At 63.4% G+C, this 15,711-nt stretch carries 15 protein-coding genes and 2 tRNA genes; 11 read left to right on the top strand and 6 right to left on the bottom strand.

Annotated elements, in window-relative coordinates; genetic code table 11:
* Window positions 1–5: 5 nt before the first annotated feature.
* Window positions 6–1,397, bottom strand: coding sequence for a GntP family permease (locus BH93_RS20960; RefSeq protein WP_037175472.1), 1,392 nt, complete (start codon window positions 1,395–1,397; stop codon window positions 6–8).
* Window positions 1,398–1,548: 151 nt separating this feature from the next.
* Window positions 1,549–2,109 (bottom strand): MOSC domain-containing protein, encoded by a 561-nt coding sequence (locus BH93_RS20965; protein ID WP_037175473.1) that lies wholly within the window; start codon window positions 2,107–2,109, stop codon window positions 1,549–1,551.
* A 74-nt stretch (window positions 2,110–2,183) separates the two neighbouring features.
* On the opposite strand from BH93_RS20965, the gene BH93_RS20970 reads away from it, so the two are divergent.
* Window positions 2,184–3,728, top strand: coding sequence for a carboxylesterase/lipase family protein (locus BH93_RS20970; protein WP_037175474.1), 1,545 nt, complete (start codon window positions 2,184–2,186; stop codon window positions 3,726–3,728).
* On the opposite strand, the gene BH93_RS20975 is transcribed toward BH93_RS20970, so the two are convergent.
* Window positions 3,721–4,587 carry a DNA-formamidopyrimidine glycosylase family protein gene (locus BH93_RS20975; RefSeq protein ID WP_037175475.1) on the bottom strand — a complete coding sequence of 289 codons (867 nt, stop codon included), beginning with the start codon at window positions 4,585–4,587 and terminating at the stop codon, window positions 3,721–3,723. The genes BH93_RS20970 and BH93_RS20975 overlap by 8 nt on opposite strands.
* A gap of 29 nt (window positions 4,588–4,616) precedes the next feature.
* On the opposite strand from BH93_RS20975, the gene BH93_RS20980 reads away from it, so the two are divergent.
* The 3 genes from BH93_RS20980 to BH93_RS20990 are packed head-to-tail and all read left to right on the top strand — an operon-like array spanning window position 4,617 to window position 6,304.
* Window positions 4,617–5,417: a thymidylate synthase gene (locus BH93_RS20980; protein ID WP_037176789.1), complete on the top strand. Its 801-nt coding sequence runs from the start codon at window positions 4,617–4,619 to the stop codon at window positions 5,415–5,417.
* Window positions 5,414–5,923, top strand: coding sequence for a dihydrofolate reductase (locus tag BH93_RS20985; RefSeq protein ID WP_037175476.1), 510 nt, complete (start codon window positions 5,414–5,416; stop codon window positions 5,921–5,923). The genes BH93_RS20980 and BH93_RS20985 overlap by 4 nt, the downstream gene beginning before the upstream one ends.
* A gap of 54 nt (window positions 5,924–5,977) precedes the next feature.
* Window positions 5,978–6,304, top strand: coding sequence for a cupin domain-containing protein (locus BH93_RS20990; protein ID WP_032377351.1), 327 nt, complete (start codon window positions 5,978–5,980; stop codon window positions 6,302–6,304).
* On the opposite strand, the gene BH93_RS20995 is transcribed toward BH93_RS20990, so the two are convergent.
* The gene (locus BH93_RS20995; RefSeq protein WP_032377352.1) at window positions 6,297–7,157 is read right to left on the bottom strand and encodes a universal stress protein; all 861 of its coding nucleotides are present in this window, start codon (window positions 7,155–7,157) and stop codon (window positions 6,297–6,299) included. The genes BH93_RS20990 and BH93_RS20995 overlap by 8 nt on opposite strands.
* Before the next feature lie 98 nt (window positions 7,158–7,255).
* Entirely contained in the window at window positions 7,256–8,161 is a 906-nt protein-coding gene (locus BH93_RS21000; protein ID WP_037176791.1) for an acyl-ACP desaturase, read from the bottom strand.
* 328 nt (window positions 8,162–8,489) lie between these two features.
* On the opposite strand from BH93_RS21000, the gene BH93_RS21005 reads away from it, so the two are divergent.
* The 6 genes from BH93_RS21005 to BH93_RS21030 all read left to right on the top strand — a co-directional run bounded on the left by BH93_RS21005 (window position 8,490) and on the right by BH93_RS21030 (window position 15,042).
* The gene (locus BH93_RS21005; protein WP_032377353.1) at window positions 8,490–9,722 is read left to right on the top strand and encodes a PucR family transcriptional regulator; all 1,233 of its coding nucleotides are present in this window, start codon (window positions 8,490–8,492) and stop codon (window positions 9,720–9,722) included.
* Window positions 9,723–9,809: 87 nt separating this feature from the next.
* The gene (locus tag BH93_RS21010; protein WP_037176793.1) at window positions 9,810–10,511 is read left to right on the top strand and encodes an ABC transporter ATP-binding protein; all 702 of its coding nucleotides are present in this window, start codon (window positions 9,810–9,812) and stop codon (window positions 10,509–10,511) included.
* A gap of 50 nt (window positions 10,512–10,561) precedes the next feature.
* Window positions 10,562–12,979 carry an FtsX-like permease family protein gene (locus BH93_RS21015; protein ID WP_155291051.1) on the top strand — a complete coding sequence of 806 codons (2,418 nt, stop codon included), beginning with the start codon at window positions 10,562–10,564 and terminating at the stop codon, window positions 12,977–12,979.
* A gap of 426 nt (window positions 12,980–13,405) precedes the next feature.
* Window positions 13,406–13,481, top strand: a tRNA-Arg gene (locus BH93_RS21020).
* Between the two features lie 191 nt (window positions 13,482–13,672).
* Window positions 13,673–14,284 carry a hypothetical protein gene (locus BH93_RS21025; protein WP_037175482.1) on the top strand — a complete coding sequence of 204 codons (612 nt, stop codon included), beginning with the start codon at window positions 13,673–13,675 and terminating at the stop codon, window positions 14,282–14,284.
* A complete protein-coding gene (locus tag BH93_RS21030) occupies window positions 14,281–15,042 on the top strand; it encodes a hypothetical protein (protein WP_155291052.1) in 762 nt (253 codons plus the stop codon). The genes BH93_RS21025 and BH93_RS21030 overlap by 4 nt, the downstream gene beginning before the upstream one ends.
* A 7-nt stretch (window positions 15,043–15,049) precedes the next feature.
* On the opposite strand, the gene BH93_RS28025 is transcribed toward BH93_RS21030, so the two are convergent.
* Window positions 15,050–15,517, bottom strand: coding sequence for a hypothetical protein (locus BH93_RS28025; protein ID WP_052065400.1), 468 nt, complete (start codon window positions 15,515–15,517; stop codon window positions 15,050–15,052).
* 109 nt (window positions 15,518–15,626) lie between these two features.
* On the opposite strand from BH93_RS28025, the gene BH93_RS21040 reads away from it, so the two are divergent.
* Window positions 15,627–15,711, top strand: a tRNA-Arg gene (locus BH93_RS21040).

Genomic DNA, 15,711 nt, shown 5'->3' on the forward strand with positions numbered 1-15,711 from the left:
CAAGCTCACAGGATCCAGCTCATCGGCACGATCAACGCGATGGCGATGACCGATGCCAGCGAGACGCCCACCGAGCACGTCTTGAGTGTGCCCCTGGTCGACTGGCCCATCAAGGACTGCAGCAGCCAGAAGGTGTTGCTGGTGACGTGCACCGCGAACAGCGACCCCGCGCCCGCGGCCAACGCGATGAACACCGGGTCGAGGCCGATGAGCGGAGCGACCGGGGCGAGGATTCCGGCCGAGGTGATGGCGGAGATCGTCACCGATCCGACGGCGATGTGCAACGCGGCAGCGATGACCCACACCATCAACAGCGGAGCCGCGGTGCTGGCCGTGAAGTATTGGCCGAGGATGTCGCCGAGACCAGCCTCGTTGATGACGGCCGCGAGCGAACCACCGACACCGGTGAGAATCAGAATCTGACCGCTTTCGGCGAATCCACGAGCCAGTGCTTTCTCCACTCGTGCCTGACCGACGTGGTAGCGGCCGATGAGACACGTCCCGACCAAGCCGATGAGCAACGCGATGACCGGGCTGGCGATGAATTCGACCACCGGAACCGATATTTCGGCCACTTCGAGTACGGCACCGATGGCGATGAGGACGAGCGCGAGCAGCAGCGGCGAGAGCAACACCACCAGCGACGTCTGCTTCTCGGTGCGCACCTTCTGCGCCACGCCGCCTCCGGTTTCGAGGGGCTCGTCGTCGGAATCGACAGGCTCCGGAACCACGGGCTCCGGAACCACGATGATCTGCTGCTCGTCCTTCTCCTCGTTCCACCAACCGTGCCGGAACACGAACGACATGATGGCCACCGAAAGCACGACGACCGGAACGATCAGGATCAGTCCGTAGATCATCATCTTGCCCAGCGGCACGCCGAGCAGGCCGGCCAGCGCGAGAGTCGCGACACCAGGGACCATGAACACGATTCCGCATTCGAGCGAGATGGCCAGTGCCGTAGCCATTCTCGCTGTGCCGTATTTGCCGATCTTGGGGGCGAGGTTCCGAGCGAGCGGCGCGGAGATCACCAACAGCACGTCGAGGAAGATGGACTGCAACACGGTCGCGATGGTCAGCGACAGCGCATACGGAAGCCGTTTGGGCCCGAACGTTTTCAGCAGGGTGCCGACTAGACGCTGGATGGCGCTCATCTCCTGCAGCACCGACCCCATCAGCACACCGAAGGCGATGAGCAGCCCCACCTCGGCCATGATCTCGCCGAAGCCGCCCGTGATGGTGTCGACGGTGGCCCCGACTCCGAGCTTCGTCGCCAGACCCAGGTACGCAGCCCCGAGTACGAGCGAGATCACCGGGTTGAAGTGAAAACGAACGATGAAGACCACCACCGCCAGCACGGCAACGACGGTGTTGATCACGATCCACATATCGGACATCGGCAATTCTTCCCGCTGGATTCAGTGACCCACGCCATGGCGCGCGGTTCAGTGTGATCCGTCACACCAATACTCATATTATGGGCACAGATCTGCTTCGTGAGCAAGCAGGTGGGTCGCCTTCGACGCCGGAGGTGCAACGACGAGGAGGTCAGATCGGCTGCGCGCGCCTGACCGACAGTGCTGCACGTGCCGCATCCAGCTCGACCGGGGAGCGCACCACCAACTCTCCGACCCGCAGAATGCCGTCGGACAGCGGTTCGACACGAAGCCCACCGCGACCGATCAGCGCCTTGCGCGCACCGTCGGCCACCATGCGGTCCATCCACGCGCACGGGTGAGCCGGCCGGCCGCCGCGGAACGTGATCCAGCCGTCGCCGGAGTTCAGCTGAAACTCCTCCCCTCGCAGCGGGTCGAGTTCGAGCCCGCGAACCACGAGGTTGCGCCTGGCCACGGACGGATCTGGTACCTCGACACCGAGCACATCTCCCACCGCCTCCCATGCCTCGACAGCCAGGAGGCTCACCGCGGCCTCCGTGTGCGCCTTGACGCCGAAGAAGCGATCGCCGCGGATGCCCTTGTGGGCCACGATCTCGACACTGGACGGCAGATCGGTCGGTACCTCGGCCGGGCCGTCCTTGGATCTCCCGAAGTACGCGTGCGTCGGCGCTCGCAGCAGCTGCACGATTTCGGCGCGATATTCGAAAGACATGTATTCGAGTCTGCCCGGTGCCGAACCCCGCCGGTTCTTACCCGGGAGTAAGGACCGGTCAGTACACTCGCGACATGGATGTGACGACACGCGTGACCACCTCCGACGGCATCATCGAGGGCAAGCCCGTCGGTGACCTCACCACCTGGCGAGGCATTCCCTACGCCGCCCCGCCCGTCGGCCCGCTTCGATTTCGAGCGCCGCAACCCACCGAGCCGTGGGAGGGCGTGCGCGACGCCACCGAGTGGGGCAACGCCTCGATTCAGCACAAGCGGGGCACGATGCTCGCGATCGGCAAGTATCAGCCGTCGAGCGAGGACTGCCTGACGCTCAACGTGCTGGCACCGAACGCACCGAGCGCGAATCCGCGTCCGGTCATGGTGTTCATTCACGGCGGCGCGTACACACTCGGTACGTCGGCCACCCCGCTGTACGGCGGCGGCTCTCTGGTTCGCCGCTCGCTGAAGGACGGCGACGGCATCATCTACGTCTCGGTCAACTACCGACTCGGCGCTCTGGGCTACCTCGACATGTCCCAGTTCTCCACTCCCGAGCGGCCGTTCGACTCCAACCTCGGCTTACGGGATCAAGTTGCGGCCCTGGAATGGGTACAGCGCAATATCGCCGAGTTCGGCGGCGATCCGAACAACGTCACCGTCTTCGGCGAGTCCGCGGGCGGAAACGCAGTCACCACGCTGCTGGCGGTTCCCGCTGCGAAAGGCCTTTTTGCTCAGGCCATTTCCGAGAGCTCCGCCCCGGGCATGACGACGACCAAGGAACGCGCCGATCAGTGGGCACGCGAATTCGTCGGCTACCTCGGCGGCACGGTCGACAACGCTGCCGAGACGCTGGAGAACGCCGAGGTACTGCGGCTCGGGCGGGCGGGCACCAAACTCGGTCTCACCACGTTGCACCGCACTCCGGGCCTGCTCCCGTTCGGCCCGGTCATCGACGGTGACTTCCTGCCGGTCAGCCCGATCGAGGCCTACGCGAACGGCACCGCGCACCGCGTTCCACTGATCATCGGCACCAATGCCCGTGAGGGAACACTGTTTCCGAAGTTCCTCGACGCGTTGCCCACCAACCCCGAGCGCATCACCAAGCTGTTCTCGCTCACCGACCCCGACGCCGAAGCCGTTGTCACTTCAGGCTATCGGGGCTACCCGAACGAGCGCTCAGCCATCGACTTCGGTGGCGATTTCACCTTCTGGAAGCCGTCACTGGAAGTGGCCGAGGGGCATTCGCGTCACGCATCGACGTACTTCTACCGGTTCGACTTCGCCCCGCGCTCGATGAAGGTACTGGGCCTCGACGCCACCCACGGGTTCGAGTTGTTCGCCGTGTTCGGCATCAGCAAGACGCTGTTCGGCAAGGCGCTCACGCTCGCCGGCGGGCGAAAGGCCTTCTCCGACGTCACCGAGCAGGTGCAGTCACAGTGGATTGCGTTCGCCACCAACGGAAAACCGCTGGACTCGTGGCCGGAGTACGACGAGGCCGAACGCAAGACGTTGATCTTCGACACCCGCACCCGGGTACAGAAGGATCCGCGGAGCGACCGGCGCAAGGCGTGGGCCGGCTACCGCGGCTACGACAGCCAGAAGCTCGAACCCGTTATTTGAGCAGACGGGACATGCGGCGGTCGGCGAGGATCTTGCCGGCCGTCTGGCACGTGGCGCAGTACTGAAACGATCGATCGACGTACGCGACTTCGCGTACCGGGTCGCCGCACACCGGGCACGGCAGTCCGGTCCTGGCATGCACCCGCATGCCCGATCGCTTCTCCCCCTTCAGACGCGCCGCGTCCTGTCCGGCCGAGCGCGCCACCGCGTCGGACAGCACCGAGCGCATCGCCGCGTAGAGCGCGGCGACGGATTCGGGATCGAGCTTGCTCGACGACGCGAACGGCGAGAGCTTCGCGACGTGCAATATCTCGTCCGAGTAGGCATTGCCGATGCCGGCCAGCAGGGACTGGTCCACCAACGAGGTCTTCAGTCGCGCAGTGGTACTTCCGAGAATCTCGGCGAACTCGAGCTCGGTGACCGTCAGCGCATCGGGCCCGAGGCGCGCGATGCTCGCGACCTGCTGAGGATCACGGACCACCCAGACCGCCAGTCGCTTCTTGGTACCGGCTTCGGTCAGGTCGATGGCAGGCGTGGCTCCCTCGGGGGTGAAGAAATGGATGCGCAGTGCCAACGGGCCCTTGCCGGGCTTGGGCGGCGCGGCGCTGGGATTGTCCACCCACCGCAGCCACCCGCCGCGCGAAAGGTGCGTGATCAGCCAGAGGTCACCCGCGCGCAGTGCCAGGTGTTTGCCGAAACGGGCAGCATCGGTGACGTCCTTGCCCTGCAGCTCGGTGAGCGGCGGATCGAACGTCTTGAGAACACTGAGTGCTGCGATGTCGATGCGTCCGATCACGGCACCGACGGCATGCTCGCGCAGAAAGCCGGCAAGGGCTTCCACCTCGGGTAATTCCGGCATGTGTCCAGTATGCAGCTACGATGACCGTCGTGATGGTTCCGACTCCGTACGAAGATCTGCTGCGCCACATCCAGGGCACCGGGACGGCGAAGTCCGACCGAACCGGGACCGGCACCACCAGCGTGTTCGGGCATCAGATGCGCTTCGATCTGGCTGCAGGCTTCCCGTTGATCACCACCAAGAAGGTCCATCTGAAGTCGATCGTGTACGAGTTGCTGTGGTTCCTGCGGGGCGATTCCAACGCCACGTGGCTACAGGAGCGCGGCGTGAGCATCTGGGACGAGTGGGCAGCTCCGGACGGCGAACTCGGCCCGGTCTACGGAGTGCAGTGGCGGTCGTGGCCCACCCCGTCCGGCGAGCACATCGACCAGATCAGCCAGGTCATCGAGACTCTGAAGACGAATCCGGATTCGCGTCGGATGATCGTCTCGGCCTGGAACGTCGGCGAGATCCCGCGGATGGCACTGCCGCCTTGCCACGCGTTCTTCCAGTTCTACGTGGCCGACGGCAAGCTCTCGTGCCAGCTGTACCAGCGCAGCGCAGACATGTTCCTCGGCGTGCCGTTCAACATCGCCAGCTACGCGCTGCTCACGCACATGGTGGCGGCGCAGACCGGGCTCGAGGTGGGCGATTTCGTGTGGACCGGCGGCGATTGCCACATCTACGACAACCACCGCGAGCAGGTTGCCGAGCAGCTCTCCCGAGAGGCATATCCTTACCCCACTCTGAAACTGGCACAACGGGATTCGATCTTCGACTACACCTTCGAGGACATCGAGATAGTGGACTACCGACACCACCCGGCGATCAAGGCCCCGGTCGCGGTGTGAGTGCCGAACGATTCGTCGGTCTGATCTGGGCTCAGAGCCGGGCCGGAACCATCGGTGACGGGGGTGGCATCCCCTGGCGCGTTCCCGAGGACATGGCACACTTCAAAGCCACGACGGCGGAGCATCCGGTGATCATGGGCCGCAAGACCTGGGACTCACTGCCCGCGAAGTTCCGTCCGCTGCCGGGCCGTCGCAACATCGTGGTCACCCGCAACTCCTCGTGGTCCGAAGACGGTGCCGAGAACGCATCGAGTGTCGCCGACGCCGTGGCCAGGGTGGGCGACGACCCGGTCTGGATCATCGGCGGCGGCGAAATCTATCGCAGTGCAATGAGTATCGCGACCCACCTCGAAGTCACCGAGGTCGATCTCGACGTCGACGGCGATACCAGAGCTCCCGAAATTCCGGAGGGCTGGATCGCGCAGGCCGGCGAGTGGCAGACCAGCCGAGTGGACGAGACCCGGTTTCGCTTCGTGGAGTACGGAAAGGCTACCCAACCTTCCTGAGCGCGTTCAGGATTCCCCCGTCAGGACTGCGGGCAGTGCGTCATACTGACGATCATGGACAAGAAGTCACTCACCGCCCTTGCCCGTCAACAACTCAAGCTTGCCGTCGGCGCGTCGAGTGGCCGCAGTTCGCAGACGGTCTACGGCGGTCATCGACGCCACCTGAGGCAGACCGTCGTCGCCCTGGCCGCCGGTAACAAGTTGGCCGAACACGATCTGTCCGGCGAATCCACCGTCCTGGTCCTGAGCGGAAAACTCGAGCTGATCAGCGGCGAGCGATCGTGGAAGGGCTCGACCGGCGACTTGCTCGTCATCCCCGACGCCCGCCACAGCGTCGAGGCCATCGAAGACGTGAGCTTTTTGCTGACCGTCGCTATGTGAGCGCTTTTCTCACAACGAGCACGGGGCAGTCCGCGGTGTTGACGAGTGCGAAACTCGTGGACCCCAGCAGCATTCCACCGAATCCGCCGCGTCCCCGGTTGCCCACCACTATCAAAGCCGCGGTTTCGGACAGGCCACTGAGAACTCGTACCGGTCGGTCCTGAGCCACGATGCGCTGCACCTCGACCTCGGGAAATCGCTCCTGCCAGCCGGCGAGACTCTCGGCCAGTAGTGCCTCTTCGCCGTCCGCGATGGCGTGCCAATCCTTGGGCGCGCGGCCGAACGATTGCGTCAGATCCACATCGGACCACACGTGGACAGCGATCAACACGGCCGCACGCGCCGACGCTTCGGCGAACGCCCACTCGACGGCAGCCTGATTGACGTCCGATCCATCGATACCGACGACGACCGGGCCCTCGGCAACCGGGCGACCGTCGATGTCACGACCCCGCACCACGGCGACCGGCGATACGCTGTGAGCCGCCAAAGACAATGTGACAGCGCCGGTTTCACTGGCACCGATCACCAGAATCTCGGCCTGCGCCGAGACGCCGATGAGAACGTCCATGACACCGCCCTCGATGGCACTCGACGTCACCTCGAACGCGGGATCGTCTACGACCAGCGCGGCCAAAGTCTCGGCCGCCACCAACCTGGACTTGGCTGTCGCAACGAATTCCGTTGCTTCTCCGGCAAATTCGCTCAGGTCGACAACTCCCGGCATGTCGACGGCAGTGACGATGTGCAACCGCCGATCGCGTTTGTGCGCGCAGAGGGCCGCCCATATCACCGCCTTGTCCGCCGCGGCGGATCCGTCGATACCGACGATGATCGGTCGAGAGCCTGTCACGATGGGGGCCTCCGGTCGTTGCCCCGAGTACGAGGTGTGAAGCGTGCAGAAGCGTAGAAGTTCAGGTTAGTCGATGGACCCCGCCGAGGTAAGTGGTCTCAGCTGGCGCGCAATGCGTTTGCGTACTCCTGCGTTCGCATGGCGCTGCGCTCGATGGTGGCGGCCTGGGCATCGAGATGGTCCAAGTAGTCCGCCAGTTGATCGCGTTTGCGCGCTCCGGCACCGAGATCTGTCCGCTCGAAGATGCGCCACTGGGCCAACATGGGTCGCAGAACCTCGTCGAGATGGCGAGCGAGGTCGTAGATACCGTCGCGCGCGATGAGCATCGCACTGCGGGCGAAACCCGGCAGGTTGGTACCCGGTAGCTGGAAGTTCATGACGACCTCGGTGATGGCGGTGACCGTCAGGCCGGGTGCTACGGCGAGCGCTGCCGAAACCAGGTTCTCGAAGAATCGGACGTGCAGTTCCTGATCGGCGACGATGCGTCCGAGGAGACGATCTGCTACCGGATCGTGGCACTGATCGGCGGTGTTGCGATGACTGATGCTCGAGACCGACTCGTCCAGGGCCACCTGAACCAGTGACCGGAGCAGGTGTGCGCCGTTCATCGGGGAGTCGAATCCCACCGCCATACATTGAGCTCGAGCTCGTCCGAGGGCGACCGGATCGACGCTGCGGGTGGCGACCAGGTAATCGGTGACGGCCGCGGCATGCCGACGTCGTTCGTTGCTCCAGTCGGTGAGCCAGGACGGCCAGGCACCGACCTCGGTTGCCACCGCATCCCGGCGGTAGAGCGGAATGTTCTGCTCTACCAGGAGATTCGTCACCAATGCGGCTTTCGCGGTCTCGGTCAGCGTCGAGGGACGCGATCCCCAGTACATCTCGGCACGGACGAAGTCGGCCGGTTCCCACTGAACGGACTCGGCGCGGTGACGGGCGAGATTTTCCTCGATGGTCGGGCGCAACTCCCGGAGAACAGTGAACTGACCGATATCACTGTGCATGCTCGTCCCTTCGTCGCCCACTCCCAACGAGATCAAGGTAGATGTGCGCTGCACACCCCGTGAACGGCTTCGGCATTGTTTAGGGCAAGTCGCAGCCGTCTGCGCCACTCGCTCGAGATAGGTCACAACGAGTTTTGCCGAAAACCTGGATCACACGTTGATAACAACCTATGATCGATCCTGTTAGAGGCCAGGAAACAAACTTGAAGTACGAAAACACCGCGGTTTTGCGCTGGATTGCATAGATTGAGCCGTGGAAGCGCGTTGATACGCGTGAGTAAGTTTGCAGTCCGAATGACCTGAAGAATCCAACACGAAGGGTTGATCTGTGACCGTTCACAACTCGACTAGCCTCGGAATCATGGTCGCGGGTCAGCCTGCGTCGGCTCCTCTTCGCGACTTCCGCGCGGTGGCGCGGCTCCTGGTAGGGCATTTCGCAGCCAACACTCCCTGCGGGTCGTTGCCGGGCGAACAGCTCCACGGCGACGTCACCGAATTCACCGTCAAATGCATCAGCATCGCCGTCCAGATGCTCGACGAACGCCGCGCTCCAGCCGAGTCCGACCTGGCCGAGCTCCGCGCCAAGGCCAGCCAGTGGGCTCGCGAAGGAGTTCCGCTCGAATCCGTGCTCAGCGTCTACCACGAGGGCATCCAGATCGGTTGGAACCTGGTGTCGAAGCGGGCAGGCGAGGGCGATGCCGCACAGCTGATCGAGGCCGCGCGTATGTTCGTGCTGCTGTCGGAGAAGGTATCCATCGCCGCCAGCAAGAGCTACGTCGAAGAACTGCAAGCAGTGGCCAGCGAACACCACACTGCGGCGCACACTCTGGTCACCTCACTTCTCAGCGGCCACAACGCGGTGTCGATGGCACGGCAGTCCGGCATCGAACTCGCCGACAGTTACCTCGTGCTCGCCATCTCGGTGCCGCCGCACCCGGACGAGAACGACCCCAACATCCAGAAGACGGTCGCCGCTCGCAGAAAGCTGCGTCGTGTGCAGGCCGAACTGGCCACGATCTGCGGCCGCACTCCCCTGTCCCTGCTGAGCACCGAGGGCGGCACCGTCCTGATTCCCGGTGTGCACGACGACGAGTGGGTCGAGGCTCTTGTGCATCGCATCGGTACCGCCGCCGAGGTGCCCGTCACCGTCACGGCCGAGCAGGCCGCCACCGCGGACATCCCCACCGCAGCCGATCAGGTACACGAACTGCTGTCCCTGGCCCATCAGCTGCACCGCCCGTCCGGCCTGTACCGCATGGACGACCTCGTGCTGGAGTACCAGCTGACGCGTCCGGGCCCCGGCCGTCGCCACCTGACTCAGATCCTCGAGCCGCTCGATTCGTCACCCGAGTTGCTCGAGACCCTCGAGATCCACATCTCGCACGATCTGAACCGGCAGCGCTCTGCCCGCCAGCTCCATCTGCACACCAACACCGTGGATTACCGCCTCAAGCGGATCGCACAGCTCACCGGCTTCGACCCCACGCGTCCGTCCGGAATCCGGCACCTGCAGGCCGCGCTGGTGGCCCGCCGACTCGAATCCTCGCGCGGCGCAGCCTGATCTGAGAGTTCCGACCGGTTCCTCGATCCGACGGCAGGTAGCGTCGAAGATACATTCGAGAAGCAAGGGGATTCGTCCGTGGCGAAGTTGATGCTGGAGTTGTCCGGGGTGGTCAAGGAGTACCCCACCGGAGAGCAACCGGTTCGGGCGTTGGACGGCATCGATCTCACGATCGAGGGCGGCCAGTTCGTCTCGCTCGTCGCACCGTCCGGCGCCGGCAAGTCGACGCTGCTGCACATGCTCGGCGCACTCGACACCCCGACGTCGGGTTCCATCCGGTTCGACGACGTCGAAGTCACCACCCTCGACGACAACGCACAATCCGATTTCCGACGCCACCAGGTGGGCTTCGTCTTTCAGTTCTTCAACCTGTTGCCGACGATGTCCGCGTGGGAGAACGTCGCCGTCCCCAAGTTGTTGGACGGCACACCCATCAAGAAGGCCAAGGCCGACGCGATGCGACTGCTCGAGATGGTCGGGCTCTCGAATCGATCCGAGCACCGGCCGGCTCAGCTGTCCGGCGGCCAGATCCAACGCATCGCGATCGCCCGAGCATTGATGATGAATCCGGCACTGTTGATCGCCGACGAACCCACCGGAAATCTCGACTCGAGGACCTCCCACAACATCCTCGAAATACTGGCGGACGTGGCACACGCCAGCGAGGGGCGTCGAGCAGTGGTGATGGCGACCCACGATCTCGAGGCCGCGCGCTCCACCGACCGCATCGTCAGCATGATCGACGGTCGCGTCGAGTCCGACACACCGACGGCCGGTCTCGATCGGTGATCGGGACCGCGCTCAGCAGATTTCGAGTCATCAGCCTTCGCGACCTCCGCATGCACTGGGTGCGTTCGCTCGTCTCGGCCGGAGTCGTCGCCGTCGCAGCCGGGTTGCTCATCGCTGTGCTCGGCACGTACGGGTCGTTGACCGGATCGGTCGAACGTCTCGCGGTGACGATCGCAGGCAACGCGAGTTACGAAGTCGTCGGCGTCACCGACTCAGGCTTCGACCAGAGCGAACTCGACGTGGTGCGCTCCGTTCCCGGCGTCGACACCGCGGTTCCCCTGCTGCGCAGCACCGTTCGGTCCGATGTCGGCGATCTGACGGTTCTCGGTGTCGACGCGTCCATCACGGCACTGCAGTCGGATCTACAGGGCGCGGTCGGCAACGCAGCCGGGCTGTTGTCCGATCCTTCCGGTGTATTGGTCGGTGCCGCAACGGGTCTGAAACAAGGCGACACCGTCACCATCGACGACGTTCCGAGGGCGGTGGTCGGTGTGGTCGACGGCCCGGGTACACAGCGCATCGGTGGAGGCATGTTCGCGGTCGCTCTCCTTCCCGCTGCGCAGGCACTCACCGACCGTCCGGGTGAGCTCGACTCGATCTTCGTCCTGGGCAGCGGCGACACACTGCGTTCCGACCTCGATGCCGCGCTCGCCGGCCGAGTGTCGGTGATGAATCCGGACTTCCGAGCCGACCGCGCGAACCAAGCGATGAGCCTGACGCGCAATGCCACGCTGATGGTCTCGCTCATCGCGTTCGTCGTCGCCGCCTTCCTCGTCTTCAACGTCATGAACATGGCCATCGCGAAGCGTCGACCCACGATCTCTCTGCTCCGGGCTGTCGGCGGTCGCCGCGGCGATATCGTCCGCGACCTGTTGTTCGAGTCCGTTCTGGTGGGACTGATCGGCGGTGCCGTCGGTGTTCCGTTGGGAATCGCGATGGGCCGCATCGCCATCGAGAGCCTTCCGCCGTTCCTGTCGCAGGCATTCGACGCACGGATCGAGTACGTGTTGCCCGGTTTTGCGATTCCCGTGGCGATCGCGGCGTGCGTCCTGGCCTGTGTCGGTGCCTCGGCCGTCGCCGCGGTGCAGGTGTATCGCATCTCGCCGATCGAAGCACTCGCCGTCGGCGGCGGGGAAACGGCAGGCGGACCGCGTCGCCGATTCGTTGCTGCTGCCACCGTGTTCGGCCTCGTTGCCATTGCCGGATCGTTCGTGTTCGCCGTCAAAGTCGATGGACAACTGACCCTCGGTGCCGGTGCTCTGTTCATGTTCGGCGTCGTCGCGCTGTGCGTCGGGGCGACGGGTCCGATCGTGTCGGCCACAGCGGCCGTCCCGCGCCGCTGGGGTGGTGCCGGACGCCTGGCCACCGCCACCATCGAACGAGCGCCGCGGCGGATCTGGGCAACGGTGATGACGATCGTGATTGCGGTGGGAGTCAGTGTCGGAGTGTCGGGTTCGTTGACCAACATGACCGACTCGGCGGCCGAATCGCTGTCTTCGTTGGCGAACACCGACCTGTACGTGTCGATGAGCTCCCCCGACGCCATACCGTCGGGCCCCATCGTTCCCGCCGAGGTGGAAGAAGCCGTCGCATCGACTCCCGGTGTGTCTCGCATCGTCGAGGGGCAGTGGGCATACGCCACGATCGACGACGAACTGGTGTCCATCCAGGGCGTCGCCGACGGTAGCAATGCGGTGACACTCGCGTCGCTCACCGACGACGTGCGTTCCCAGGTGCTCGCCGGTGACGGTGTGGTGCTGTCCCAGGGATTCGGCAGGACGTTGGGTGTGTCGGTGGGCGACTACATCGACCTCCCGACGCCGACCGGTGTGCAGAACGTGCGGGTGCTGGATCTGGTGGACTACATCAATGCCGCAGGCGGCACGATGGCGATCTCGTTGGACTCGATGCAGCGCTGGTACGACCGTCCCGGGGCGACCTACCTCGAGATCGGCGTGGACGGAGACGTTGCCGCCGTGCAGGATTCGTTGCGTTCGACACTTCCGCCCGAGACCTTCGTGTACACCGGCGCTGCCGCACTCGAGGGCACCAGCGCGGCCATCAGACAGTCCGGCGCGCTGGCCATCGCGCTGCAGTGGATCGTCGCGCTCGTTGCTGCGGTCGCGTTGCTCAACACGTTGACGCTGTCGGTCCTCGAGCGTCGACGTGAACTCGGCGTACTACGAGCCATGGGCGGTGGACGGGGAACTCTGGCCCGAATGGTGTTGGCGGAGGCACTGTCGGTCGGCATCGTGGGCGGTGTGCTCGGCCTGATGATCGGCGCCGGTCTGCAATACCTGAGCACCCTGATCCTCGGAGCCAGCATCGGAATCCCGGTTGCCTACACCGCCGGATGGTCGGTGCTGCTGTACGGACTCGTCGCCCTCGGCCTGTCGCTGCTGGGTTCCGCTCCCCCTGCCGTGCACGCCTCGCGACTGAACATCGTGGACGCCATTGCGGCGGATTGAGTGGCGGGATTCAGTGTTGGGGCTCAGGCTGCGGGGCCTCGGAATCCGCAAACGCGCGCGCGTTCGTCAGGTGCGAGCGGAATAGACAGCGATAGGTCGGCGATTGTGCGCGCGTCTGGCAAATGCGCGCGCGTTTGCGGGAGGAAGGGTGATCGGCCCGCGATATGCAGTGTTTCGTCGGGATCGAATCGATCGCCGACTACACCGCTCACCAGCACCGCACCGCCCTGAACCTGATCTCGTCACTGACCGGGACCGTGACGAGCAGCGGCGACCTGCTTCACGATCGCCATGGTGGGCCGCTAGACTAGCGAGCGCGATGTGGGCCAGCTGAGCATCTCGGCAGCGAACCCATCCGCACCCGATTGTTTGCTGGATCGAAAGCCGTTGCTGGACAATGGCTTCGGCCCAAAAGAACGATCACCAGCCTTCGTAGCTCAGGGGATAGAGCAACCCTCTCCTAAAGGGTAGGTCGCAGGTTCGAATCCTGCCGAGGGCACCACGAAACACCAGGCCAGGTCCCCGCACGACACAATCCGTGGGTCGGTTCGCCACATCCACCCCGGCACCACCCCGGTGTCCGCGGGTGCGACGCAGAGGACACGCCGAACCCTTGCACCTACCGCGTGGTCGGGTTCTGGGCGATAAGATCTCGGAGCTGACATAAGCGCGAGGAAAGCCGACGGAATTCAAATGGATGCAAGCGAAGCTCTCAAAAAGGCCTGGGAAGCTGTTGAGGCGGCAGGCGTGCCCGATTCTCTCCAAGAGGTTGCGTTCTCGCGCGCGCTCGATTTGATCCTTGGGCCACCGATCAGTGGCGCAGACCCTAAGGTCCCTCATGGCGTGACCCATACGCAACCGGCATTGCCCGGACGTGAGGACAACACGACATCGTCTGCCAGCGGTGAACTCTCCGAAGAAGCCTTTTATGTCAAGATGAGTGAAGGCACAGGCGTTGGCAAAGATGTCCTTGAGCGTCTTGTCCACATCGACAAGGGCGCTCCACATCTGCTCCTGAAGGGCCCGCAGCTTCCAAAAAACACTGCGCAAGCGCAGAAGTTCATTACGCTGGTCATCACTGTTGCTTGTCATTATTTTACCGGCGAGAACGAAATCGCGTCTTCACATGCGCGGGATGAGTGTGAAGAATACAATGTAATGGATACAAACTACAACCGAAACGTGGATAGGATCGAAAACTTCATCTCGACCGGCAGTGGCCAGAACCGAAAGGTCAAAATAAGAAGAGCGCTGCTGGACTCCTTCGGTGCGGGATTGAAAGAATACGGAAACTTTGGAGAATGACCTCGCCCATTGAAGCGGGTTTTGCAGCTGCGGGGATTCCGGTTGACCTATACTCTGAACTTCTTGCGTCTTATCGTGAAGCAAAGCAACGTTATCATCGCCGCGACCTAAGGCCGACCGAGGTCGAGGGAGGACGTTTCTCCGAGGCGGCTTTTCGAATGCTCGAATGGGAAGCGAACGGATCACACACCGCAATCGGCTCAAACTTGCCTGGCACTCCCACCCTCGTAAGTGAACTTGCGAAGAAAACATCAGCACCTGACTCCGTACGCTTTCACATTCCACGCACCCTGCAGGCCGTATACGACATTAGAAACAAGCGCGACGTTGCTCACCTCGGAAAGATCGACGCAAACCTGCAGGACGCCTCCCTAGTTGTTCATATCCTAGATTGGGTCGTAGCAGAGTTTGTCAGACTTTACCATAATGTCTCAGACGCAGACGCTGAGCGCATGATTTCCGATATTGTCAAAAAGGAAGTGCCTGCGATACAAGTGATCGACGGATTTCCCTTAATCCTTAAAGCTGTTCCGCTTGTTGATCGAATTTTGATTCTGCTTTACTGGCATGGGGATGGGGGCACCAGTAAGTCACTACTATCTTCTTGGCTAACTGTAAATCAGCGGAGCAATCTGTCTGCTGTAATGAAAAAGCTCAGAGGCGACATTAGAGTCTATCTGAGTGGCGACGTATACCACTTGACCGATATCGGAATCGCCGACGTCGAGGCGAGAGACCTGTTGGCACCTGTTGCGTAAGGCGAAATTACCCAAATAAGGGAACCACGTTCGACGCCTGCGGCTGAATTAAATCTGAGGCCGACGGACGACTGAGCGGGGCCTGTTTACCGCCCTCGTTCTCGGCGATGTAGTCGGCGTAGACGGTAAGGGTTGTTACATACGACGCGTGCCCGAGCCACTTGCTCACCTGCATGTAGTGCTCACCGGCCGAGAGGCTCATCACCGCGAAGGCATGGCGAAGGTCGTGCCAGCGGCTGTGCGGCAACTTGAGCGTGGGCAGGGCGGGTTGTAGGCAGCGCCCGTACACATTGGCGCACGTCAGCGGCGCGTCCCACCGGTACATCGCGGCCGGGTCCCGTACGTCAATGCCTGCGGCCACTGCGCTGGCGCGGGTGTGCCGCCCTGGAAACAGCGGTGCATCCGGGTCATATTCCTCGGAAAGTTCGTCGCCGTGCGGGTGCACCTCCCGCAGATAGGTCCGCAGGTCGTCCACCCGGGTGGCCGGGGGTGCACTTGAGGTAGATGTAAAGTAGCGGGGATCAAGCGCAAACTAGCGTCATCTATTGCGCAGGAGCATAATTGGAAACCTACCGAAGGATCTAGCCCTGCCCAACGCCTCTCGGAAAACGCCAGAGCAACCCTCCCCTAAAGGGTAGGTCGCAGGTTCGAATCCTGCCGAGGGCACCA

Origin of the sequence: Rhodococcoides fascians A25f, from assembly GCF_000760935.2 — a bacterium.
Taxonomy (GTDB): Bacteria; Actinomycetota; Actinomycetes; order Mycobacteriales; family Mycobacteriaceae; genus Rhodococcoides.